This window comes from Vibrio sp. JZG120 (genome assembly GCF_053890955.1).
This window is the reverse complement of sequence record NZ_JBSRRK010000001.1, coordinates 218,720-243,848: the sequence shown is the minus strand read 5'-3', so window position 1 is coordinate 243,848 and position 25,129 is coordinate 218,720. Positions and strand designations below refer to the sequence as shown.

Annotated in this window: 20 protein-coding genes; 14 read left to right on the top strand and 6 right to left on the bottom strand. The window is 46.4% G+C overall.

Going from position 1 to position 25,129, the window contains the following annotated elements; all coding sequences use genetic code 11:
- Nucleotides 1-29: 29 nt before the first annotated feature.
- A complete protein-coding gene (locus ACWPOD_RS01115) occupies nt 30-806 on the top strand; it encodes a maleate cis-trans isomerase family protein (RefSeq protein WP_114323418.1) in 777 nt (258 codons plus the stop codon).
- 47 nt (nt 807-853) lie between these two features.
- Complete coding sequence (locus tag ACWPOD_RS01110) at nt 854-1,375, top strand: DUF2058 domain-containing protein (RefSeq protein ID WP_006741387.1); 522 nt, start codon at nt 854-856, stop codon at nt 1,373-1,375.
- 93 nt (nt 1,376-1,468) lie between these two features.
- On the opposite strand, the gene ACWPOD_RS01105 is transcribed toward ACWPOD_RS01110, so the two are convergent.
- From ACWPOD_RS01105 to ACWPOD_RS01095, 3 genes are all read right to left on the bottom strand, one after another.
- Nucleotides 1,469-2,083 carry a LysE family translocator gene (locus tag ACWPOD_RS01105; RefSeq protein ID WP_006741386.1) on the bottom strand — a complete coding sequence of 205 codons (615 nt, stop codon included), beginning with the start codon at nt 2,081-2,083 and terminating at the stop codon, nt 1,469-1,471.
- A 79-nt stretch (nt 2,084-2,162) separates the two neighbouring features.
- The gene (locus ACWPOD_RS01100) at nt 2,163-2,555 is read right to left on the bottom strand and encodes a ribosome recycling factor family protein (RefSeq protein ID WP_048624767.1); all 393 of its coding nucleotides are present in this window, start codon (nt 2,553-2,555) and stop codon (nt 2,163-2,165) included.
- Between the two features lie 3 nt (nt 2,556-2,558).
- Entirely contained in the window at nt 2,559-3,428 is an 870-nt protein-coding gene (locus ACWPOD_RS01095; protein WP_253644534.1) for a LysR family transcriptional regulator, read from the bottom strand.
- 105 nt (nt 3,429-3,533) lie between these two features.
- On the opposite strand from ACWPOD_RS01095, the gene ACWPOD_RS01090 reads away from it, so the two are divergent.
- On the top strand, nt 3,534-4,790 hold the full coding sequence (locus tag ACWPOD_RS01090) for an adenylosuccinate synthase (RefSeq protein WP_104973443.1): 1,257 nt from the start codon (nt 3,534-3,536) through the stop codon (nt 4,788-4,790).
- A 371-nt stretch (nt 4,791-5,161) separates the two neighbouring features.
- Nucleotides 5,162-6,226 (top strand): L-asparaginase 2, encoded by a 1,065-nt coding sequence (gene ansB / locus ACWPOD_RS01085; protein ID WP_005392710.1) that lies wholly within the window; start codon nt 5,162-5,164, stop codon nt 6,224-6,226.
- Nucleotides 6,227-6,302: 76 nt separating this feature from the next.
- Here the strand turns inward: ansB and ppsR are convergent, their stop codons facing one another.
- Complete coding sequence (gene ppsR / locus ACWPOD_RS01080; protein ID WP_005392709.1) at nt 6,303-7,139, bottom strand: posphoenolpyruvate synthetase regulatory kinase/phosphorylase PpsR; 837 nt, start codon at nt 7,137-7,139, stop codon at nt 6,303-6,305.
- A gap of 251 nt (nt 7,140-7,390) precedes the next feature.
- Between ppsR and ppsA the strand changes: the two genes are divergently transcribed.
- From ppsA to tyrS, 4 genes are all read left to right on the top strand, one after another.
- Nucleotides 7,391-9,763: a phosphoenolpyruvate synthase gene (gene ppsA, locus ACWPOD_RS01075; RefSeq protein WP_006741382.1), complete on the top strand. Its 2,373-nt coding sequence runs from the start codon at nt 7,391-7,393 to the stop codon at nt 9,761-9,763.
- A 170-nt stretch (nt 9,764-9,933) separates the two neighbouring features.
- Entirely contained in the window at nt 9,934-10,713 is a 780-nt protein-coding gene (locus tag ACWPOD_RS01070) for a lipid-binding SYLF domain-containing protein (RefSeq protein WP_395202297.1), read from the top strand.
- Between the two features lie 193 nt (nt 10,714-10,906).
- Nucleotides 10,907-11,713 carry a response regulator transcription factor gene (locus tag ACWPOD_RS01065; RefSeq protein ID WP_258661714.1) on the top strand — a complete coding sequence of 269 codons (807 nt, stop codon included), beginning with the start codon at nt 10,907-10,909 and terminating at the stop codon, nt 11,711-11,713.
- A gap of 82 nt (nt 11,714-11,795) precedes the next feature.
- Nucleotides 11,796-13,055, top strand: a complete 1,260-nt coding sequence (gene tyrS, locus ACWPOD_RS01060; protein ID WP_237310760.1) for a tyrosine--tRNA ligase — start codon at nt 11,796-11,798, stop codon at nt 13,053-13,055.
- A 78-nt stretch (nt 13,056-13,133) separates the two neighbouring features.
- On the opposite strand, the gene ACWPOD_RS01055 is transcribed toward tyrS, so the two are convergent.
- Nucleotides 13,134-13,493, bottom strand: a complete 360-nt coding sequence (locus ACWPOD_RS01055; protein ID WP_152813364.1) for a DUF6559 family protein — start codon at nt 13,491-13,493, stop codon at nt 13,134-13,136.
- A 112-nt stretch (nt 13,494-13,605) separates the two neighbouring features.
- On the opposite strand from ACWPOD_RS01055, the gene ACWPOD_RS01050 reads away from it, so the two are divergent.
- The 5 genes from ACWPOD_RS01050 (at nt 13,606) to ACWPOD_RS01030 (ending at nt 20,686) form a co-directional block, all read left to right on the top strand.
- Nucleotides 13,606-14,487 (top strand): LysR family transcriptional regulator, encoded by an 882-nt coding sequence (locus tag ACWPOD_RS01050; RefSeq protein WP_005392703.1) that lies wholly within the window; start codon nt 13,606-13,608, stop codon nt 14,485-14,487.
- A 104-nt stretch (nt 14,488-14,591) separates the two neighbouring features.
- On the top strand, nt 14,592-15,674 hold the full coding sequence (locus ACWPOD_RS01045) for an efflux RND transporter periplasmic adaptor subunit (RefSeq protein ID WP_395202295.1): 1,083 nt from the start codon (nt 14,592-14,594) through the stop codon (nt 15,672-15,674).
- A 10-nt stretch (nt 15,675-15,684) separates the two neighbouring features.
- Nucleotides 15,685-18,747, top strand: coding sequence for an efflux RND transporter permease subunit (locus tag ACWPOD_RS01040; protein WP_395202294.1), 3,063 nt, complete (start codon nt 15,685-15,687; stop codon nt 18,745-18,747).
- Complete coding sequence (locus tag ACWPOD_RS01035) at nt 18,744-20,246, top strand: efflux transporter outer membrane subunit (protein ID WP_456231441.1); 1,503 nt, start codon at nt 18,744-18,746, stop codon at nt 20,244-20,246. The genes ACWPOD_RS01040 and ACWPOD_RS01035 overlap by 4 nt, the downstream gene beginning before the upstream one ends.
- Nucleotides 20,247-20,431: 185 nt before the next feature.
- Nucleotides 20,432-20,686 carry a hypothetical protein gene (locus ACWPOD_RS01030; protein WP_046875806.1) on the top strand — a complete coding sequence of 85 codons (255 nt, stop codon included), beginning with the start codon at nt 20,432-20,434 and terminating at the stop codon, nt 20,684-20,686.
- A gap of 101 nt (nt 20,687-20,787) precedes the next feature.
- Here the strand turns inward: ACWPOD_RS01030 and ACWPOD_RS01025 are convergent, their stop codons facing one another.
- Nucleotides 20,788-23,196 carry a glycosyl hydrolase 2 galactose-binding domain-containing protein gene (locus ACWPOD_RS01025; protein WP_456231440.1) on the bottom strand — a complete coding sequence of 803 codons (2,409 nt, stop codon included), beginning with the start codon at nt 23,194-23,196 and terminating at the stop codon, nt 20,788-20,790.
- A 304-nt stretch (nt 23,197-23,500) separates the two neighbouring features.
- Here ACWPOD_RS01025 and ACWPOD_RS01020 point away from each other — a divergent pair, with 304 nt between their 5' ends.
- Entirely contained in the window at nt 23,501-25,087 is a 1,587-nt protein-coding gene (locus tag ACWPOD_RS01020) for a BCCT family transporter (RefSeq protein ID WP_005392697.1), read from the top strand.
- The last annotated feature ends 42 nt before the right edge of the window (nt 25,088-25,129 follow it).

The window sequence follows — 25,129 nt, the reverse complement described above, 5'->3', positions numbered from 1 at the left end:
CAACCACCGCACTTTTTGAGGGCCGTAACATGCCAGAGCTCTGTACGTTTCAATCTTTAACCACTCAGTTTGAGTTTTCGGCGGATGTCTCCGCTTATCAACGTTCAATCGGACTCATTCAACTCGCGACCGACTATGTGCTAGAAAACGAATGGCGCGAGCATTTACCCGCAGATGTTCGCTTATACACTTCACGCTTTCTCACCACAGGTACTGTCGATCCTCTGCACTTAACAGACATGCAAAACAGTATCCGCGAGTGTGTACGCACCATCGTGCCAATGTGGCCAATCAACGTCATGGCGTTTGGCTGTACGTCAGCTAGTGTGCTCATTGGCTCCGATCAAATCACTGATTTAATTCGTCAAGAGAGACCCGAAGCCATAACAACTAACCCTTGGCAAGCCGCACTGAGAGCGCTTGAACACCATCAAGCTCAAAGAATCGTTATGCTGACGCCGTATACCAATGACGTCAATCACCCACTTTATGAGTCCATGACCGAACATGGCATTGACGTTCTAGCCTTTGGGTATTTCAATCTCGACTACGATCCCCATATCCCAACCATTGGAGGGCAAGACGTAGAAAATGCCTTAGCGCAGCTGCTTGAGTCGATTGATTGCACTGTGGACGCGGTATTTATTTCATGCACGAACATGCGAGTCATGCATCTACTGCCTTATTTCTCAAGCCGCTTTGGTATTCCTGTACTAAGCTCCAACCAAGTGATGCTTTGGGACGCATTGCGTTTGCTTGAGTCCGATAATTTCTCCGACGTGTCATCATCGCCCTTTCCTTGCTGATAAGGACTCGCTAAAATGCACAAAATTGCGCACTAACTGGATGAAACATGGCAAAACTTACCCTTCAAGAACAAATGCTGAAAGCTGGCTTAGTTAATGAAAAGAAACTAAAGAAAGCGAAGAAAGGCTCTAAAAAATCACGCGTTCAAGCACGCGAAGTAAAAGCGGCGGTTGAAGAGAATAAACGCCAACAGTTAGAGCGTGATAAACAATTGAGCGAACAGCAAAATGCCGAGCGTTTGAATAAAGAGATCAAAGCGCAAATCAATCAATTGATTGAGATGAACAAGATCGACTTAAAAGATGGCGATATTAAGTACAACTTCACCCATGGCACCTTGGTTAAGTCACTGTATGTTGATGCTCTCATCCGTGAACAGTTGATTAAAGGCATTCTAGCCATTGCTATTGTCGGTGAAAGCTACGTTGTCATTCCACGCGGAGTAGCAAATAAAATTGCTCAACGTGATGAATCCGTCATCATCGAACAGAAAGAACCAGAATCGGACATTCCAGCAGAAGACGACCCATACGCAGATTTCGTCGTGCCAGATGACTTGATGTGGTAACAACAAACAATAGATGCATCAACGAAAAGAGCCGCTGATATAACATCAGCGGCTCTTTTTTAATAGAAAAATACGCTACAGAAATGATATGCGTTATTGCTTACTTAGTAGCAAATTCACACCAGATGCTGCTAAAAACAGCGAACATCCGCGATTAAAACGTTTCGCCATTTTTGGATTTGAAAACCAGTGTCTAAGGTACAAACCAAAAATCGCGTAAATTGAAATGGCGACCATTTCTAAAATCAAAAACGTGGAGCCAAGAGCAAAAAACTGCTCTTGAACGTTAGCGTTCACGTCTACAAACTGCGGTAAAAATGCAGTAAAAATAAGAATCGCCTTCGGGTTACCGGCGGCAAGCGTAAACTCTTGTTTCGCAAGCCCTGCATAGTTGCGTGAGTTAGTTAACTCAGAGATCGGGCTCGATTCCGAACGCCAAAGGTTGAATGCAATCCACAATAGGTACAACGCACCCACCAGCTTTAACGCTAAAAACAGCATTTCTGATGTGTACAAAATCACGGCGAGCCCAGAGGCAGACAACGCGATCATGCCAGAAAATGCCGTAATACGCCCTAAACTAGCGACAAACGCGGCACGAAAACCGTAACAACGCGCATTATTCATTGCCAATAAGTTGTTTGGGCCTGGAGTCATATTCAGAGCAAAGCAAGCGGGAATAAAAAGGAGGAGCTTCCAAATATCCATGATAAAAAATGGCCTTAATTTTTAGTAATAGCCCGCACCGTAACATTGGCTGCTAGAATGAGTAAATAAAAATTCTACGCTAGAGCATTTCCGCTTCAAACCGAGCTGCTCTGGCTTGCGCAATCGTACAGTGCGTTTCTGTCATCAACTCCGCCAAGGTGATATTTGGGTTTTGCACCACCAACCGAATCAGTTTTTCTTCCAACGGTTCCAGTTTGTCCTGATGAACGGATAACCCTTTCTCCAACTTATTCATCACAAACCTTAGCTCTTCACACTGCCCTGCTTTTAGCTGATCAAGTAACGCTTTTAAGTTCAAAGCTTCTCCAGAAACTTGCCAATGACGTGAGCGCCTAACTCGCTTAACGTCACACCCGCAATCCGCCGCAATGACTTTAATGCGTTTAGCATTCTCACCGCCAATGCGATGAATCAGAGAGGGCAGCGAAACAATAATGTCGTCATCTTTCATCCGTTACTCTCCCACTACTGACACATTCTCTCCAACCCAAGTGAGTAGCTGTTTGGCGGCTTTGGAGAGTACCTGATTTTGGCGCACAATGTAGCCGAAATCGGTGTTTGGAAAACTAGGCAAAGGCGTGATCTCTCGGGAAAGCGTTAACCTCGGATCAAGAGAGAAATCCGGCACAATGGCGGTCCCAAACCCCGCTTCTGCCCAGTCGATTTGTGCTTCCACACTGCCCACTTCCATCACGCGATGCTTCGGCAGATTTAACTCAGGTAAAGACGCATCTATCAGCTCACGGGTTCGCGTGTCGTGCCCTAGCAAAATCAACGTCTGGCTCTCTTTTCGATTGTCCTGCCACTCAAAAATGTTATCGCCGAACGCACACCAATGAATCTGCGTGAGAGGCGTAAAATGCAGCGGTTGACTCTCTTTTTGTGCGATAACAAAGCCGATATCGGCACGCGCACTTTTCACCAAATCCACCGCTTGAGAAGACGTGGTATTGAACAATGCCAAGTCGATACCCGGGTATTCACTTTTGAATTGCTGAAATGGTTTGATAAGCAGTAAACGTGAAACAATATCGCTCGCCGCAATAGAAAGCGTCCCCTGCGTAAGATCATTGATGGCATTGAGATCCGACTGACAAATTTGCAGCTCATTGAGCATTCGCTGCGCCGTAGCTAACAAACGCTTCCCCGCTTGCGTCAACTGCACAGGATTTCGCTCAATCAATTTCGTGCGCGTGGCCTGCTCCAACTGCTTGATATGCAAGCTGACGTTCGGTTGCGTCATGTGCAGTTCCGTCGCTGTTTTGCCAAAATGTTTTACCTCTGCAAGAGTTACGAAGGTTCGTAGCCAGTTCAAATCTAACATTGCCAATTCCGATATGAAATTCTTATCAAGTTAATGAGTATAATTAATTTCTCTTATTATGGCGAACGTCTTAAGATTTTTGCATCTGTTTTTGGAGATTAAATTATGTCGTCTATCGTTGTTGTGGGTGCAAACTGGGGTGATGAAGGCAAAGGCCGCATCGTTGACTTTTTGGCAGAGCAAGCTTCTGCGAGCATTCGTTTCCAAGGTGGTAACAACGCGGGTCACACCGTGGTTAACGATCTAGGTACGTTTAAGCTGCACCAGCTACCAAGTGGCGTATTCAACCCAGACTGTTTGGCAGTGTTAGGTCCGGGTATGGTTATCAGCCCTGCGTTGCTGTCTCAGGAGATTGCGGAAGTTGAAGAAGCGGGCGTAAAAGTGAATATGTGCATCTCTGATCGCGCAACACTGTGTCTACCTCTACACGCACTAGAAGATACGCTAGAAGAACAGCGTTTAGGCGACAAAGCATACGGCTCAACTCGTCAAGGTATTGCACCTGCGTACGGTGACCGCGTAATGAAGAAAGGCATTCTTGTTGGTTGGTTGAAGCAACCAGAAGTATTGGTTGAACGCCTTCAATTCATGATGGATTGGAAACTGCCGCAACTGCGTGCGCTTTACCCGACGTTCGAGTTCGAGCAAACCGCGGAAGAAATGGCGAACTGGTTGCTAGAGGTGTCTGCACCTTGGCGCGATTCAATTTGCAACGTAACGCTTCCTTTAAAAGAGCTACAAGCAAAAGACAAAACACTATTGTTCGAAGCGCAGCTTGGCGCGGGTCGTGACCTTGTTTACGGTGAGTACCCTTGGACAACATCTTCTAACGTTGTATCAATGTATGCGGGTATCGGCAGTGGTCTTCCGGCACTTCGTCCTGAACGCGTGATTGCGGTTGCAAAAGCATTCAGCTCATCAGTAGGTACTGGTACGTTGATCACGGCAATGGAAGAGCAAGACGCTTTCCGTGAACTTGCAGGCGAGTTCGGTGCAACTACAGGTCGTCCGCGCGATATGGGCTACTTCGACGCAGTCGCTACGAAGAATGGCGTTGAACTGCAAGCCGCAACTGAAATTGCACTAACGAAAGTAGACTGTTTGACTGGCCTTAACGATCTGAAAATCTGTGTTGGCTACGAAGGCGACCACAGCGAAAACCCAATCTGGCCTCAAACTGCATCTCTTGCGCCAATCTACGAGAAGATGGAAAGCTGGAGCGAGGACATCACAGGTTGTCGTAAGTTTGAAGAGCTACCAGTAGCAGCACAGAAATACGTTCTACGCATTGAGGAACTCATGGGCGTACCAGTAAAAATGGTGTCTGTGGGTCCTGGTCGTGAACAAATGATTATGCGATAAGATGTGAATTAACACATCATTGGCAAGCGGCTTTTATCTGTTCCGGGGTAAAGCCGCTTTTTTTTTACACTGTAAACTTTGAAGAAATTGCACTTCTCAATTCGTGTTTAGTAACCTAATCGCGCCTCCCTTCCCTCTTTATTTCCCAATCAATAGATTAGAGCATATAACGCATTATGCACGTTATTAGTACATCTCACTTGTTAAAGAAGCACGTTATTTAAGTTAATTGTTTGAATTAATGTTCTTTAACTGATTGCTTGATCACGATTTTCATCTGCAATTTGTTGAACTAGTGCTCAAAAAATCTAACCCGCTGTTTTTAGGATAGATGAGTTCCCCAACATCCAACCTAACAGCAGGTGATTCCCATGACGAAAAATCTTTTCCGCCTCAGTACGATAACTCTCGGTTTATGCATCAGTTCGTTCTCTTTTGCGCAATCCGATCTTCCGAACATTAAAATTCTTGCCACTGGCGGCACCATAGCAGGCGCAGGTCAATCTGCGACAGAGTCAAACTACACAGCAGGTAAAGTCGGCGTTGAATCATTGATTTCTGCGGTACCTAGCATGACCAACATTGCCGATATTTCCGGAGAGCAAGTAGTCAGCATTGGTTCACAAGACATGAATGATGAGGTATGGCTTAAATTAGCCAAACGCGTCAACGAACTGCTCGCTCAAGATGATGTTGACGGTATCGTCATCACGCATGGTACCGATACGTTAGAAGAAACCGCTTACTTCCTTGATCTGACCGTCAAGAGCAAAAAGCCAGTCGTGATCGTCGGTGCAATGCGTCCTTCCACCGCAATGAGTGCTGATGGCCCAGTTAATTTATACAACGCCGTCGTGACAGCCACCGATGAAGATTCTGAAGGGCGCGGCGTGTTAGTCGCGATGAATGACACTATATTCGACGCGCGAGACGTAACTAAAACAAGCACCACTTCCGTCAGTACTTTCCAGTCACCTAACTTTGGCCCTATCGGCTACATTCATAATAGCGATGCCAAATATCAACGAAGCCCAGAGCGTAAACACACCACAGAAACACCATTCGATGTATCAAAACTCAACACACTACCTAAAGTAGGCATTGTTTATAACTATGCAAATGCGTCGAGCTTACCAGTCAAAGCCTTTGTGGATGCGAAGTTTGACGGTATTGTAAGTGCTGGTGTGGGTAATGGTAACTTGTACCACACGGTCTTTGATGAGCTAGAAAAAGCGAGCAAAGATGGCGTTGTTGTTGTAAGAAGCTCTCGCACACCAACCGGCTCAACCACTTTGGATGCTGAAATTGATGACGACAAATATGGCTTTGTTGCCTCAGGCACACTAAACCCACAAAAAGCACGTATCTTACTGATGCTGTCACTGACTCAGACCAAAAACTATCAAGACATCCAAAAGATGTTCCAATACTATTAATTCTGTCTAAGGTTCATTCGATAGAGGAGGTACACACCTTACCTCCTCTTACACATAGCGACATGAGCTTGTCTTGTTAGCCAAACAAGCGACGCTTCATTCCTGCTTTTTCCAGAATACGCGTAGTAATTTCCTCAACAGACAGAGAGGACGTATTGATATATGGGATCGCCTCTCTTCTAAACAACGCCTCTACGGTGTCTAGCTCCAGCTTACACTGCTCGGTACTGGCGTAATCACTTCCGGATAAACGATTCTCACGGATTTCAGTCAAACGTTCAGGGTCGATAGTAAGCCCGAATAATTTATGACGATGGATCTCAAACTCAGGCAACAAGCGCATCATCTTCACGTCTTCCGCGATAAATGGGTAGTTCACGACACGCAAACCAAACTGCATCGCCATATATAGGCTGGTGGGGGTTTTCCCGCTGCGCGATACGCCAAGTAAGATGATATCAGCTTGCTCCAACCCTTTTAGCGTAATGCCATCATCATGCGCCAATGTATATTCAATGGCCGCGATACGGTCGAAATAGGTATCGGAATCTTTCCCTACACTGCGAGAACGTTGCAACTTGGGTTTTGGCGCCATCTGAATGTCGTCTTGCACTTTCTGTACAATGCTTTCCAACACATCGTAGCTGTATGCAGGCGCTTCCAACAGCATTTCACGTACGTCTGGCACCACGATAGAGAAAAACACCAGAGGTTTGACGCCATTGCGTTGGTAGGAAGTTTCAATTTCTTTTACAACGTCAGCAACTTTGTCCTGGCTTTCTACGAACGGAAAGGTTTTTTCGTTAGGAATGAACGGAAATTGACCGAGAACAACATGCCCTAATGTCTCACATGTTATCGCCGTACCGTCAGAAACATAGAACACATCACGACTTTGGTTATTTATTTGCATTTCTGTTTAATTTTTCAAAATCTTTTGAGTAGGATGGTAAACATAATATTAATAAATCAGTTTGGCTTTCAGTTAGGTTCACCACAGCTTTAAAAATTCTTTTGAATTTTTTTCAGCCAGAACGTAATCGTTTGCCTTTGATATCAATCTAAATGAAGCAATGTATGGTCAACGTGTAATAACAGCCAACATGCGATTGTTTAGAGCGATTTAAGTCCCCCTACTAAGCTGCAATGTTTCTGGAGAAAGACATGCAAAAGAACACCCTCTGGTTCAATGGCCTATCCATGGATGATGTCGACAAAGTCGGCGGTAAGAATGCTTCACTTGGCGAAATGGTTTCTAACCTAGCGAACGCAGGCGTTTCTGTACCAAATGGTTTTGCGACAACCTCATACGCGTTTAACCAATTCCTTGACCACGAAGGTTTGGATGAGCGTATTCACCAATTACTTGATGAACTAGACGTTGAGGATGTGGAAGCTCTGCGTAAGACAGGTGCAACCATCCGTCAATGGGTATTAGAGGCCCCTTTCCCTGCGGACCTTGAACAAGAAATCCGTGAAAACTACCAAGAACTGATTGAAGGCAACCCTGAGCTTTCAGTCGCAGTTCGTTCATCTGCTACGGCAGAAGACCTGCCTGATGCTTCTTTTGCTGGTCAGCAAGAAACGTTTTTGAACGTGAAAGGCATCGACGCAGTACTAGAAGCAACTAAGCACGTTTACGCTTCTCTATTTAACGACCGTGCGATCTCTTACCGTGTACACCAAGGTTTCGACCACCGTGGTATCTCGCTATCGGCGGGTATCCAACGTATGGTGCGTTCAGACAAAGCTTCTTCGGGTGTAATGTTTACGCTTGATACTGAGTCTGGTTTCGACCAAGTTGTCTTCATCACCTCTTCATGGGGCCTAGGTGAAATGGTCGTTCAAGGCGCAGTAAACCCTGATGAATTCTACGTTCATAAGCCAATGCTTGAAGCGGGCGAACACCCGATCGTTAAGAAAACATTTGGTTCTAAGTTGATCAAAATGATCTACTCTGACAACCAAGAGATCGGCAAACAAGTTGATATCGTTGATACTTCTGATGAAGAGCGCAACACGTTCTCACTGAACGACGAAGAGATCAAAGAGCTCGCCAAACAAGCGATGATCATCGAGAAGCACTACCAGCGTCCAATGGACATTGAATGGGCAAAAGATGGCATCGACGGCAAGCTGTACATTGTTCAAGCTCGTCCTGAAACCGTATGTTCACAAACGGAACAAAACGTGATTGAGCGCTACGAGCTACAGAACAAAGCAGATGTTTTGATTGAAGGTCGTGCCATCGGTCAACGTATCGGTAAAGGTGCAGTACGTTTGGTTGACTCTCTGGACCAAATGTCATTGGTTCAGGAAGGTGATGTGTTGGTTACAGACATGACTGACCCAGACTGGGAACCAGTGATGAAGAAAGCTTCTGCTATTGTTACCAACCGTGGCGGACGTACTTGTCACGCAGCAATCATTGCTCGTGAACTCGGTATTCCTGCAATCGTTGGCTGTGGCGATGCGACAAGCAAACTGACTGATGGCGCAACAGTAACAGTATCTTGTGCAGAAGGCGAAACGGGTTACGTTTACCAAGGTGAACTTGAGTTTGATGTAAAACGCTCTTCTGTTGATGAACTGCCACTGCTGCCGACCAAAGTGATGATGAATGTGGGCAACCCAGATCGCGCATTCGACTTTGCTCAGATTCCAAACGAAGGTGTTGGCCTTGCTCGTCTAGAGTTCATCATCAACAAGATGATCGGTATTCACCCGAAAGCATTACTTAACTTTGATGCGCAAAGCGATGAGCTAAAAGCAGAAATCAAACAGCGCATTCGTGGTTACAAAGATCCTATCGATTTCTACGTAAGCAAACTGACTGAAGGCATCGCGACTATCGCTTCTGCTTTCTGGCCAAAACGCGTCATCGTTCGTATGTCTGACTTTAAATCGAACGAATACAGCAACTTGGTTGGTGGTAAAGCCTACGAACCGCATGAAGAAAACCCAATGCTCGGCTTCCGTGGTGCGTCTCGTTACATTTCTCCAGTGTTTGAAGATTGCTTCGAGTTAGAAACTCAAGCTATCAAGCGCGTTCGTAACGAAATGGGTCTGAAGAACGTTGAAATCATGATCCCATTCGTGCGTACACCAAGCGAAGCTGCATCAGTGATTGATTTGCTAGCGAAGTTTGATCTGCGCCGTGGCGACCAAGGTCTTAAAGTCATCATGATGTGTGAACTGCCATCCAACGCGGTACTTGCCGATGAGTTCTTGAAGTACTTTGACGGCTTCTCGATTGGTTCAAACGACATGACTCAGCTAACGCTTGGTCTGGACCGTGACTCTGGCGACGTTGCTCACCTATTTGATGAGCGTAACGCGGCGGTGAAAATCATGCTGAAAATGGCAATTGACGCAGCAACCAAAGCTGGCAAGTACGTGGGTATTTGTGGTCAGGGCCCATCAGATCATGAAGATTTGGCGGAATGGTTGATGGAGCAAGGCATCAGCTCTGTTTCACTAAACCCAGACACCGTTATCGATACTTGGTTACAGCTCGGTAAAGTTAGCAGCAAGTAACACGCTAAAAACTCAAGCCCTCACACTCCCCTTGTGAGGGCTTTGTTATTCATACGTCATTTCGCAATCAGTTCGTGATTCCTCTCTCAAGATCGCTATTTAGTCAATTTCATTATCAAAGTCTGATGACCTAGAATGAATGATGTATCGACAACTCCAGAGAGAATTTGATGAAAAAGTCTATCGCACTCATTACCACATTGATGCTCATCGCATCTCCCGCTTACGCAGATTGGGATGATATTTCCAACAAAATGTCTGAGCTAGGCGAAGCGGTTTCTGATACTGCGCAAGATGCTTGGGACGATACCAAAGCCTTTTCAAAACAAGCGTGGCAAGATTTCACGAACTGGTCCGAGGAAGCAATCAATACCGCGGGCGAGTGGACAGAAGCTAGTATCGAGAAAAGCAAAGAATGGATAGATGCAGCCGACAAGAAAATTGATGAACTGATGGAAGGCGACACGCCAGAAGAAGCTCGCCAAGCCGTAGACTTAATGGCGGATAGTGCTTTGCTCAAGTTGTTTAATGAAAAGCCGGAGGCCAAAGCCATTTACGACAACGCTTACGGCTACGCGGTCTTTGATTCTCGTAAATTGTCTTTATTGTTTCACACCAACTCAGGGTCAGGTGTCGCAGTCAATAAGGAAACAGAAAAACGCACTTATATGAATATGTTTGGTTTGGGCGTCGCACTTGGGGCTGGCGGCAAGTTTTACCAACAAGTGATTCTGTTTGAGAGCAAAGAAGACTTTGATACGTTCGTCAACGAAGGATGGGAAGCGACCAGTGAAGCCTCTGCTGTAGCTGGCGAAGATTCTGAGCAACTTTCAAAGCAATTTAACAGTGGCGTCGCCGTTTATCAGTTGAATGCAAAAGGCTTGCTCATCGATGCCAACGTGTCTGGTTCTAAATATTGGGTTAACGAAGAGCTCACCAACACGCAGTGACGCATAGCAACTAATTGCTTAAACAGAACGGTTATTATGCACCCTTATCAATAAGTTAACGCAGCTATGACTCCTCAAAACTGAGTACTTGTGCAACTTTCTCATGGGAAGTCACCAGAAGATGGTGACTTCCCTTTCTCGTTGGATGGCTTTTCGTTATGCTTGCCCAAAACCATCTGCGATTCGGTATCCCATGCCTGACAATAACTTTAATAATCTGCTGGCAGAAGCAATTTCTGCTCTTAATACGCCTAACTTTACTCCTAAGCTTATGCGTGTCATTCGCACTCTTTTTCATTTTGATTGCGCGGTTATTTTAGGTTATCGAGAAGGTAAACATCCTATTTATCTCTACGACTCGATTGAGAACGAGCGAGAATTACTTTTTCAACGCTACCTTACTGACTCATTTCAAAATGACCCTTTTTTTCTCAAACTAAACGAGACAAAGCAACAAGGCGTATTTACGCTCAAAGACGTAGCACGCAAAGGCGTTGATTTTACTTCCTACTGCGAACAGTTCTACCATCAGACCGGGTGGAAAGACGAACTGAGCATTCTAGTCGAAGTCGAACCTGGCCGTTGGGTCATGTTGTACTTCGGGTATATGAATGATGGAAAATACTTTTCTCAACAGCAAATCAATAAATTAAAGCCCTACTTCCCGATAATTCAATCGCTTTGTCAGCAGCACTGGAAACAAACGGAGTTTACCTTTTCTGAGCCTGTTTTTGTCCAGAGTGCTTATTCTGGCAGTATGCGATTAGCCATTGAGCAAGCTTTAGCAACATTTGGCGTAGAATCACTCACTCGTCGCGAGCAAGAGGTGGCTTCACTTCTCGCTCAAGGGTTTGACACCAAAGAAATTGCCGCGCGGTTACACTTAGTGCAAGGCACGGTCAAAAATCATCGAAAACGCATTTACTCGCAGTTAAATGTGTCTTCATTGAGTGAGTTATTCCAGCTTTTCCTCAATCACCTTATTCTCCATTCAAGATAAAAAACTGTCCCTTAAGGGATATATCGACAAAAGGTGTCGCGTTTTAGTCTGAATACAACAACCACTAAGACAGACAAAAAGAATGACGACACCATTACTGCAAGATTTACAAGATCGTGGCTTGATTGCACAGGCCAGCGATTTGGAAGAAATTCAGACACTTCTCTCACAGCCACAAACCGTTTACTGCGGCTTCGATCCTACAGCAGGCAGCTTGCACATCGGCCACCTTGTGCCTTTGATTATGCTTAAGCGCTTTCAAGATGCGGGACACCAAGCTGTTGCCTTGATTGGCGGTGCAACGGGCATGATTGGCGACCCGAGCTTTAAAGCGACCGAGCGCAGCCTGAATTCTTCAGAAATCGTCTCAGGTTGGGTTAACGATCTTTCTAATCAAATTCAGCAGTTGATGAATCACCAACTGACCAAGCCAATGATCATGGTGAACAATGCTGACTGGATGAAAGCGATCAACGTCATCGACTTCTTCCGTGATGTAGGTAAGCACTTCTCGATCAATACTATGGTCAACCGAGAATCGGTAAAACAACGCCTGCAACGACCTGACCAAGGTATCTCCTTCACCGAATTTAGCTACGCCCTACTGCAATCGTACGATTTTGCCGAGCTAAACCGTCAATACGATTGTCGTTTGCAAATCGGTGGCAATGACCAATGGGGAAACATCGTCAGCGGGATCGATTTAACTCGTCGTCAAAATGGTGAGCAAGTATTTGGCTTAACTCTGCCACTGATCACCAAATCCGATGGTACCAAGTTTGGCAAAACCGAAGGCGGCGCAGTGTGGCTAGATCCTAGCAAAACCTCTCCTTACGCCTTCTACCAGTTCTGGCTTGGCGCAGAAGACGCCGACGTTTACCACTTCTTGCGTTACTACACGTTCTTGAGCTGCGAAGAAATTGCCAGCATTGAAGCGCAAGACCAAGCAAGCCAAGGCAAGCCACAAGCACAACGTATTCTCGCTGAAGAAATGACGCGATTTGTTCATGGCGAAGAAGGTCTAGCCAGTGCCGAACGCATCACGCAAGCTTTATTCAGCGGTAATGTGCAACAACTCAGTTTGGGTGAATTAAAACAATTGGAGTTGGATGGTTTACCAAGCATTGAGAGCGCACAACAAGATTTGGTTGAGCTGTTGATTGAGTCAGGCTTAGCAAGCTCAAAGCGTGTTGCACGCGAACACATCAGCAACAACGCCATCAGTGTAAACGGAGAAAAAGTGTCGGCTGATAACCCGAGCTTGAGCTTCCCACTGTTTGACCAATACTGGTTACTGCAACGCGGTAAAAAGCACTTCTGCCTCGTAAAGCGTGCCGCTTAACAAAGCATCGGAGTGACACCTCACAAGGCAAAGTGATATAGCGAGTTAACTGACAAGACTTTATAAGGTTAGCTCGCTCTAGTATCGGCTGTGCATACCAAAATGATGAGACATTCCATCTTCCATTCGGCCGCCTTTCCAGCCACCAGCACCGAATAAATTAAGCACATCTTGAGCGGTATAATCGGCACCAGCAAAGAAGTCATTCGCCACATCAGAGCGGATGGCTTGCAACTCTGGTTGGTTTTCCAAATCAAGCTCTTGCGGATTCGCGTACAACGCCAACGCAATTTTTTGTTGGCACGTGCTTAACTCACTGGTGCTCGTCTTTACCTGACCGACGGAAAAGTACTCACGACTGCCGTATCCCACCACCAATCTGGTACTCATTAGCTTAATCACTTTCTTAATGCGGCGACGTTGTATAAATCTCAACATGTTGAAGCCCTTATTTATATTTCGATAATTAATAATAAGTTTTGTATACCACACATCAATACTCTAGAGTGTCAGGGTTTAGTACGGCGCTCAAAGAGTATGGAGTTCAAGAGTGAAAATTGACGATCTAAAACTGTTCACCAAAGTCGTCCAACTTGGCAGCTTTACAGCGGCAGCCAATGCTTTGGACTTGCCACGAGCAAATGTTAGCCGACGCATTGGAGAACTGGAACGTTACCTCGGAACGCAACTTTTTCACCGCACCACTCGCAGCCTTTCGCTGACAAACAAAGGCGATGCCTACTACCAAGATCTGCAAAAAGTGCTCACCTTGCTTGATTCGGCAAACCAGCAAGCCAGTAACGAAAGCATCGAGGTCAGAGGCAAAATCAAACTTGGCCTTCTGCCAGAAACCTATGAACCTCTTCAACCCATTTTGTTTGAATTTCAGGATCAATATCCGCAGGTTGAGCTCGACATTCGCAATATCAACAATGGCTTTATTGATATGTTTCAGCAGGGGTTGGACATCGCGCTGCACGGCGGCATGCTGTTTGATTCAGACATTGTCGCCAGAAAGATCTTAACGCTAGACCGATGTGTCGTTGCCTCACCGAACTACCTTCAAACTCACGGCACGCCCGCTACATTAGAAGAGTTGAGCGATCATCAGTGCATTTGTTTTCGTTGGCCAAATGGCAATGTCGACAACCTTTGGCACTTTCAGGAACAAAACGTAGCGCTCAAACCGAAACTCATTTCCAACAACATCGGCTTTATCAAAAGCTCCACAGTGCTTGACCGCGGCATCAGTTATATCCCAAAACTGTTGGTAAAAAATGAGCTCGAATCCGGTGCGTTGGTGCAAGTATTGTCTCAATATGCTGTCACAGAAGAAACGGGGTGGTTACTCTACCCTAAGCCGAAAACGCTGAACCAAGCTAGCCGGTTACTTATTGAACATTTGTGCAATAAAATTCCAAAACTTTTATAGTTTACATTTATTGTCATAAATTTTGTGACATTGAATCATGCGTACGCATGATTATCTGAACATCTGTGAATTATAAGATGGCGCCGAAATTATGGAGCCATCTTATGAATCATCAAATCAAAACCGCTGCGCTGAGCACTATCGCGCTCTCTCTACTCGGCTGTAATCAAGCTCAACCTCAGGTTGAGGAACCAAGCGCACCCAGACCCGTTCAAGTAATTGAAGTCAACGAAAGGAATGAAGAACTCAACAAATCATTCAGCGGGATCGTAAAAGCAAAAGAAACCGCGTCACTCTCTTTTCGTGTACCCGGCACCGTGGAAAGCGTGTTCGTAAATAAAGGCAGCGTGGTAGAAAAAGGCCAAGTCATTGCCACGCTAGACAAGCACGACTACCAAGTCTCACTAGAAGAATTACAAGCGCGCATGTTAGAAGCGCAATCAGCCCACAAACTCGCGAAAGCCGAGTTAAAGCGCGTAAAACAAGCGACTTCTGATGATGCCATTGCCAGCGTAAACTTAGACCGAGCCATCAGCAGCTACGAACGTAGCCTCTCTGCCGTCAAAGTGGTTGAGAAAAACATCCAACGTGCAAAAGATGCCCTGCGTTACACCACTCTACGTGCACCATTCACTGGCATTGTTGCCGACGTTTCTGTTGATCCACATGAACAAACCTTGCCGGGCGGCAGTGTTGTGTCAATTCAGCAAGAAGGCAGCTGGGAAGTCGACATCGACGTGCCGGAAAATATGATTGCGCAATTCGCACTAGGTCAGCCAGCATCGTTGACTTGGTATGATTCGGAGCAATCCTACCGAGCAACCGTGGCAGAAATCGCGCCGAAGAAGCACCTGCTCAAACAAACCTATACCGTCACGCTAGACATCGATTCGATTTCCAGTGCGCTATTCAACGGTAAAGCAGTCACGGTTAATACCGCGCTCAACACCAGTCACTCAAGCCATTGCTTTCCTTACTCTGCAATTTTGGGTGAGAAACAAACTCTGCACGTGAATGTGGTTCGTGATGCGGTTATTCATTCAGAGCCGGTCAAGCTTGACTCTATCGACGCATACCAAGCGTGTGTGACCGGAAGTTTTGAGCAAGGCGATTACGTGGTGATCAGCGGTAGCCATTATCTGAGCGAGGGCGATGCCGCCCCAAACCTGACCATCAAGACGTTGTAGGTGCGAATCCATGATCAATTTAGCTGAATTCGCGATTCGCCAACGTAAGTTCGTTCTGTTCTTTATCGTATTGAGCGTGATCGCTGGCATCTATTCTTACTTCGACTTAGGCAAGTTAGAAGACCCGAGCTTTACGGTAAAAACTGCGGTAGTCGTGACCCTTTATCCGGGTGCATCTGCCGAAGAAGTCGAACACCAAGTCACCGATACCGTTGAAACCAAATTGCAGGAAATGGCGGAGTTGGATCGCTTGCGCTCATTGTCTCGTCCCGGTTTGTCTATGGTCTTTGTTGACCTCAAAGAGAGCCTTAATTCCAAAGCACTTCCGCAGGAATGGGACTTATTGAGACGCAAAGTAGACGATGTAAAACTGCAGTTGCCTTCCAGCGCGCAGATCAGCGTAGTGCAAGACGAGTTCTCTGAAGTCTACGGCATGCTTTTCTCTATCCACAGCACAGATGCTGCACCAGAAGAGTTGCGTCGCTACGCCGAAGAGCTGCAACGCCAAATCAAAGCCGTCGACGGCATCAAAAAGATCGAGCTACACGGCGTTCAACCTCGCGTTGTACACATCGATATGCCAGACGAGCGCTTGGCTCAATATGGTTTGTCGATCGCACAAGTTTGGAGCCAACTGAGCACACAAAACAGCACGTTCGAAGCGGGAAAATTCGATGCAGGTACAGAGCGTATTCGTATTGCGCAAACCAGTGAGTTTCAGTCTCTAGAAGACATTCGCAATTTAATCATCAATGGTGGCACCGGAGAGTTTGGCTCGGGGTTGATTCGTCTTGGTGACATCGCCGACATCACCATGGGTTATCAAACACCAGCATTGGCAGAAAACCGCTACAACGGAGAGCCCGCTGTCACCTTGGCGGTGAGCCCAGTTCAAGGCATTAACGTCGTGTCACTTGGCGATACGATTCAAGACATCATCGCTAACTACCAAGCATCACTGCCGCTGGGTGTCGACATCTCGACCGTTGCTTATCAACCTGAAGAAGTACAAAAGTCTATCGACGACTTTGTTGGCAACCTGCTTGAAAGTGTCGCGATTGTTTTTGTGGTGTTGTTGGTTTTCATGGGCTTTAAGAGTGCAACCATCGTTGGCGCAAGCTTGCTCCTGACGATTTTGCTCACGCTTGTATACATGAACATCGCCAGCATCGATTTGCACCGTGTCTCGCTAGGTACGTTTATCCTCGCACTGGGCATGTTGGTGGATAACGCCATTGTGATCACCGATATGATGATCGCCAAGCTCAACAAAGGTATCGAGCGAACTCGCGCCGCGATTGATTCCGTCAAAGAAACCGCCGTGCCACTTTTAGGCGCAACTGTCATCGCGATTATGGGCGCAAGCCCAGTGTTGTTCTCCAAAACCGACTCTGCCGAGTTTGCGAGCTCTGTGTTCTACATTGTGGCATCGTCACTGTTGCTTTCATGGATCGTCGCGATGACGTTTACGGTATTAATGGCGTGGATGTTCATCAAGCCCAAAGCTAACAGAGAAGAGACCAAACCGAGCCGTTATAAACAGTTGGTATTCTGGACGGTGGACAACCCGCGTAAAGCATTAGCCGCTTTGGTTCCGTTAATTTTAGTCACCGCCGTGGCAATCCCGTATGTGGCCGTGAACTTTATTCCTCAGTCGGATCGTTCAATTGTGTTTCTCGATTACTGGCTACCCAATGGTGCCAAGATTGAACAAACCTCGGCAGACATGCGCAAAGTTGAAGAATGGTTGGTCGCACAACCAGAAGTGGAAAGTATCTCTAGCTATGTCGGCACCAGTGCACCTCGCTTCTCGGTAACGGTAGAGCCTGAGCCGCTCGACCCTGCTTACGGGCAGATTCTGATCAACACCAAAGACTACGAGAGCATCAGTTACTTGGTGACGCGTGGTGATGATTGGCTGAAAGAGGCGTTTCCGGATGCCGAACCTCGCTTCCGAGCACTGAAGTTGGCAACCAAAGATAAGTTCGCGGTTGAGGTGCGTTTTTCTGGTCCGGATGAAACCGTATTACATCAACTAGCGGCGGAAGCGAAAACGATTTTTGCTTCAAACCCTGATGCAAAATACATTCGCGATGATTGGCGCCAAGAAAGCAAAGTGCTCAAGCCGATTCTAAACCAAGACAAAATGCGTCAAGCAGGCATTAACCGCGCCGATGTCGCTTTCGCGCTAAAACGTGCATCAGACGGCATGCCGCTCGGACAAATGAATCTGAATGATGAGCTGATTCCAATTCAGTTACGTGGCACATCGCAAAACATGGCGTCACTAGAAACGCTACCTGTGCGCTCACTACTTGGCTTTAACAGCGTTCCACTTGGTCAAGTGGTGGATGGATTCGAACTGGTCACCGAAGAGAGCATGATTTGGCGACGAGACCGCGTGAAAACCATCACGGTTCAAGCGGGTGTGAGCCGAGACTCCACACCAGCGAATGTAAGAAATGCCATTAAAGATCAGGTTGAAGCTATCCAACTTCCGGCGGGTTACAGCATGGAATGGGGAGGCGAATATTACGATGAAGACAAAGCGGTCACCGACATCATGAAGCAGCAACCAAAAGCAATGCTGATCATGGTGATCATTTTAGTCGCGATGTTCAACGGCTTTAAGCAACCAATCATCATCCTCGCAACGCTACCACTGGCAGCATCAGGGGCTGTGTTTGCTCTGCTTGGATTCGATAAACCATTTGGCTTTATGGCGCTGATCGGAGCTATCACACTAACCGGGATGATCATCAAAAATGGCATCGTACTAATGGATCAAATTGAGCTCGAACGCACAAATGGCAAGAGCTTGTCTGACGCGATCAAAGAAGCCACGGTCAACCGTACTATGGCCATTTCTATGGGTGCGTTAACGACCGCGCTCGGCATGATCCCGCTGCTGTCAGATCTGCTGTTTGACCAAATGGCGGCAACCATCATCGGAGGCTTGGCAGCCGCAACCATATTGTCACTGTTTGTCATGCCTGCGCTGTATCGCCTTGCTTACAAAGAAAAAGCACCATCCACACAAACCAACGCTGAGCTAGAGGAGGCGTCATCGTGAAAAAATTCATTCTAACGCCTGTCGTTCTAGCCCTAAGTTTAGCGGGCTGTGCAGTGGGCCACGACTACCAAGCACCGACCACCAGCATGGCAGAAACCTACTTGAACGCCGAAAATGCAGGGTTGAGTACCGATTCACAGCACGTTAAGTTTTGGTGGACTAAGTTTCACGATCCGGTGTTGAATCAAATGGTTCAAGACATGCAGAGCCAAAACATTCCGCTGAAAGTGGCGGCCGAGCGGGTAAAAATGGCCAACAACTATAAAACCATGGTGGAGTCATTCAAGGTACCGACAATTAATCTCGGTGCGGGTTACATGAACTATCAGTTCAGTAAAAATGACTCTTCACTCGGTCCGATATTGAATCCACTCAGTGATGCCGTGCCGGGTCTACCACCTCAAATTGGTAACGTCACCCTAATGGATAATCAACACGATGGCGTATTTGCAGGCGCGAGTATCACTTGGGAGGCTGATCTGTTTGGGCGCATTGACCGCCAAGCGAACGCGGCACAAATTCGTCTCGAACAAGCTCAGATTTATCAAAGCGGCTTGAACACGGTGATCACGGCGGATTTGATTCATAACTACTTGCAATACCTAGGCGCAAGCGAGCGCCTTGAGTTGGCAAAATCGAACTTAGAAGATCAACGACGCACACTCGACCTCGTCGGAAAAGTCGTGCGCAGCGGCTACGGTTCTGATCTCGATTTAGCCCAAGCGAAGGCCACGCTTGCGGCGATGGAATCGCTCGTTCCGCAGTTAGAGATTGCCCAACAAGCGCACAAACATCGTTTAGCAGTATTGCTTGGTGAGCCGCTAACGCAAGTCGAAATTCGCCTGTCTAAGCAGCATAGTGTACCTGTCATGCAGAACATGGTGCCGGTCGGTTTACCTTCCGATCTGTTGAAACGTCGTACCGATATTCGCTTAGCCGAGCGCGAAATGGCCGCGCTCAATGAAGAGTTAGCAGCAAGCGTTGCTGATCAATATCCGAAGTTCTTTTTGACGGGCGCTCCGGGGTTGTCGGCGTCAAGCTTTGACGATCTCTTCAGTAGCGATTCTTTCGGTTGGATGGGCGCGGCAGGCGTAAGCTGGAACTTGTTCGATGGGGGGCGTGGCGAGGCAATTGAAGCCATCAACCAAGCGCGTTTTGATTCGGCGACATTGTCTTATCAACATACGGTAGAGGCGGCTTTGGCAGAAACAGAATCCTCGCTGTTTGCTTATGGTCGCAGCCAAGAAAATCAGCGCCGAATCGATGAGGCATTGAAAGCCACCAATAACGCCGTCAACAAAGCCAAGTCACTGTACCGAGCAGGCTTGATTGATCACTTATCAGTTTTAGATGCGCAACGTCAGCAACGCATGATGCAAGATCAGCAAGTCGCGGCAAAGTTACAAACCGCACAAGCTACGATTGCGCTCTACAAATCACTTGGTGGTGATTGGACGCTACAACCAGAAGCACAACCCGTAACGAATGCCAAAGGTTAGGTTTCTTACAAGCCTCACACCTTTGCATCATAACGGATGCCGTTAAATCGGTTAAAAAGAGGCCACTTAGATGGCCTCTTAGTTTGTGAGGCAAATATTTCTACCACCTATACCCTCTCTCGGTTGTATAATGCCGGCTCTGAAATATTTTGTTACGTTACTTCGGTAACCCCTGAGATTACAACATGAACAACAGCAGATGGGTCGGCTTTATAGGCGGCACGATTGTCTTACTTAGTACCTTTATCCTCTTCGGATCTTCCGTCCACGCTGCTTGGTACCGAATCCCTGCGGAAGCCATTCATGGTATCGCCTTCACTCTGGCTTTTGGTTTAGGGTTAAACAGCCTACTGGCGTACGCGACGGCAATGCTTACTCTCGCAGCGCTATTCTACATAGGTTTTGTTGTTGGCTACCGTATTCATCAGAAACTTAAATAAACTTCTGTCTCAACCTGAGCTTAATAACGGATACTTGGTAACTAAAAAGGGAGCAAAGGTCCCCTTCCCAGATATCAGCATATAGATGTTCTATGCCCGTTTTAATCATTAAGGTGGTATACCCTCAACGACTGTTGCATGCCGAAAACATCATCACCTAAATACTCAACCGTCATTGGAACGTTGGTCAGCAGAGTAAAACTGGAGTCACTGAACCTTCCATCAACATCACTTTCCAAATGAACAAAAAACGCAGGCTTGTCAGCAATCAATGTAATTTGGCTTCCTTCAATAGAGACATCAATATTGGCTTTTGCCATAGGCAAAGTTTTCAGCTCATGAGTGCAAAACCATGTGTTGCTTATTCTGTCTTCACCGATTTGCGCTTCAACATAGAAGAAGCCTGACGTAAGCTCATCCTTCTCAACCGATTCATTCAATTGCCACAAAATCGTATTGCTGTCTGCTATGACTGTTTGTTCTAAGCTCCAACATTGCGTTTCTTCCCCTTGCCAATCTACCCACTTGAGCAGTGCGTTGACTCTTGCGGGCTCTTTGGCATCATTGAGCAAATGCAGGCTCAACTTGCCTGTATGTTCGGAAAATACCAAATACTGCGGCGCAAAAAAGCGTTTTGCATGGTAGTGTAACTGCTTCCAACGACCACTGTATTCCAAGCTAGACCAAGAACTGACAGGCCAATTGTCGTTGAGTTGCCAGTACAGCATGCCGCGACAAACTGGAGAAATGGCACGCCAATGATCGCATGCAGTTTTGATCGCGATTACCTGCTGAACTTGGCTTAAATACAGCATGTTCTCGAATCCAGAGGGAAAACGGAAATAACGCGTGAACATCTCTGTGATGATACTGTTACCACGAGGATTCTTCTGATGTTGTTCAAAGGTTAGGGACGTGATATTCCAATCTTGCTCCGGGACAAACTGCTTAACTTCTGCAAAAGACGGCCAAGATTGAAAACCAAACTCAGAGCAAAAACGAGGATTCACGTCAAGGTAGGCATTGAATGATTTTCCTGAGTGCCAAACGTCCCAAAAGTGCATATCACCTTTACTATCATCATGCCACGCGTCACCGAAATCCAGTTCACCATTACACGGGGAACTTGGCCAGAAACGACGAGCGCTATCGTGCTCAGTAATCACCTGCTCAATCATGCGGTTGAGGCGATCGTAGTTAACCGTGTATTTGACTTTATTGTGCTTAGATTCTTCGTACCAACCAATAGCTCCAATCACTTCATTATCACCACACCAAAGTGCTATTGATGGGTGCTCCTTAAGCCTCGGAATTTGGTATCGAAGCTCATCTTCGACCTCTTTTAAGAAGTCATTATCAGATGGGTACAGTGAACATGCGAACATCATGTCTTGCCACACTAACAAGCCGAGCTCATCACACAGATTGTAAAAGCTCTCGCTCTCGTACTGACCTCCACCCCACACACGTATCATATTCATGTTAGCATCAACCGCACTTTGCAAAAGGTTGCGATAACGTGTTTCGCACTCTCGCCCCGGCATTGCGTCAATAGGGATCCAGTTGGCGCCTTTGGCATTAATTGGTACGCCATTGACGATAAATTCCATCGCAGAGCCATGTTCATCAGCTTGGTTATTTAGGGTTAACTGACGCAAACCAACGTTGCGCGTTAACTTTTGCTCTCTGCAAGAAATGGTAATGGGGTAAAGATAAGCTTCGCCATAACCCGATGGCCACCAGCGTTGAGGGTCCGAAATGTGGAACTGGCAATGATAGTGACCACTTCCTTTTGTTTGAATGCATTGACGCTCACCATTAAATTCAACAATCAGTTCATGGCGTTGACTGTCCGTTTCCACTTCAACTAATACATCAAGAAACACACTCTCATCGGCTTGCCATTGCTGCTCTATCGAAAAGCCTTTGAGCCAAAGCTCATTCACAATGTCGATTTGAATGGGGTCGTAAATACCCGATACCATCAAGCAAATGCCCCAATCCCATCCGGAATGACATTGCGTTTTTCGGATCAAATTCATATGCGGAATTTGATTATTTCCCATTGCGGAAGGGATTGGGAAAGGCAATTTTTTGGCGCGTTCCACACCTTCTATATCGACTCTGGCGAATTGAACAAGAACAGTATTTATGCCCTGTTTTAAATAAGGTTTGATATCAACTCGTTGTTGAGTAAACATGTTGCTGCAAGTTAGTGCTAACTCACCATTAATATAGAAAGTTGCCAAGGTATCGACACGAGTTAGCGTCATCCAAACTTGCTTGGCAGACAACGTAAACGCATCAACTTCAAACTCACGCGAGATATGCCACTCACACTCTTCAATCCAACGAACTTTGTTTTCATTATCGGCAAAATAAGGATCCGGAATGCGCTCTGCTTGTAAAAGCGCCGAAATATTATCGCCCGGAATAGACATTGGAATTTCAATATCGGGACGCTGTGGCGAGGTAAGTAACCACTGTCCATTAAGTTCGAAGTGAGCCATTGAGTAAACCTCAGTTTGGAGAAGAAACATGTTTGCTCAATGTAATCCTGAGTAATCCATGCAAAAACAAGGGAAATGTTATTTACATACGAAATGCGGTGCACTTCACGTAAAAACACTTTCCTTTGATCTCTACCCAAAAATCAGCAACTTGGCTAACCTGTTAAAAATTAATCGAAATCTAAGGTTATATTTGCAACTTCGACATGTTAACATCATCGGCTTTTTGAACATCCTCACACTTTTCGTCGAAACGATGTGAGGGGAAATGCACGGCTTCATAGCCCTAAAAAGCGAAGTAATTATGTCAAATATGACGAATGCCGCCTCCCACACAGCGCCTATTCAGGATGCTGACTATTCTGCTATTCATCCCCCATCTCTGCTCAAGCGCCTCGAACTCACCAATCCTGTCTTTTGGTTAAGTGGTAGCTTCCTCACTCTATTCGTTTTACTTGCCCTAACGAATACCGACTCTCTAACCGCAATGGTTAACACCGGCTTCGGCTTTGCTACTAAATATTTCGGAGCTTACTGGCAAGTACTGCTTCTTCTGAATTTCCTTATTGGTTTGGCTCTTGCGTTTGGTCGCACTGGTTATGTGCGTCTAGGTGGTCTAGCGAAACCTGATATTGATAACTTTAAGTGGTTGTCAATTGTACTCTGTACCCTACTTGCAGGTGGTGGTGTGTTCTGGGCCGCTGCTGAGCCTATCGCGCACTTTGTGACTGCCCCACCTTTATACGGTGAAGCTTCACCGAAAACTGCCGCAATCAATGCTCTATCTCAGTCTTTTATGCACTGGGGCTTCTTAGCTTGGGCGATCCTTGGTGGTTTATCTTCCATTGTCTTAATGCACTTGCATTACGATAAAGGCCTGCCTCTTAAGCCGCGTACTCTGCTTTACCCTGTGTTTGGCGATAAAGCCATTAAAGGCTGGATTGGTGATGTTGCTGACGCATGTAGCATTATTGCCGTAGCAGCAGGAACAATCGGCCCTATCGGCTTCTTAGGTTTACAAATTAGCTACGCGCTAAACTCATTGTTTGGCCTGCCAGATACGTTCGTAACGCAAAGCATGGTTATCATGGCAGCGATCCTGATGTATACCCTTTCCGCACTAAGCGGTTTGAGCAAAGGTATTCAAATCGTCAGTCGTTACAACATTATTTTGTCTGTGCTGTTAATTGGTTACATCCTGTTCTTTGGACCGACAAGCTTTATTGTTGATGGCTACGTACAAGGCGTTGGTCGCATGGTAGATAACTTCTTCCCAATGGCGCTTTACCGTGGTGATACGGGCTGGCTAAGCTGGTGGACAGTATTCTTCTGGGGTTGGTTTATCGGTTATGGCCCAATGATGGCGATCTTCATTGCTCGTATCTCTCGTGGTCGTACAATTCGCCAACTGATTATGTCTATTAGCATCGCAGCACCGCTGATTACTTGCTTCTGGTTTAGTATCGTTGGTGGCAGTGGCCTTGCGTTTGAGCTTGATAACCCTGGTTTGATTTCATCTGCGTTTGAGGGCTTTAACTTGCCTGCAGCACTGCTAGCGATTACCGGTGAATTACCTTACCCAATGATCATTTCGGTTCTGTTCCTGATCTTAACGACAACATTTATCGTGACGACGGGTGACTCAATGACTTACACAATCAGTGTAGTGATGACGGGCTCAACAGAACCAAACGCAGTGATTCGCTCATTCTGGGGCTTGATGATGGGTATTGTCGCTATTGCGCTTATCTCAATGGGCTCTGGTGGTATTTCTGCATTGCAGTCTTTCATTGTAATTACCGCCGTGCCTGTGTCTTTCATTTTGCTGCCAAGCATTTGGAAAGCGCCTGGCATCGCAAGTAAAATGGCAAAAGAGCAAGGACTAGTTTAAACCGCCTCTCTAACCAATATGCGAAAAAGAGCCCTTCATTGG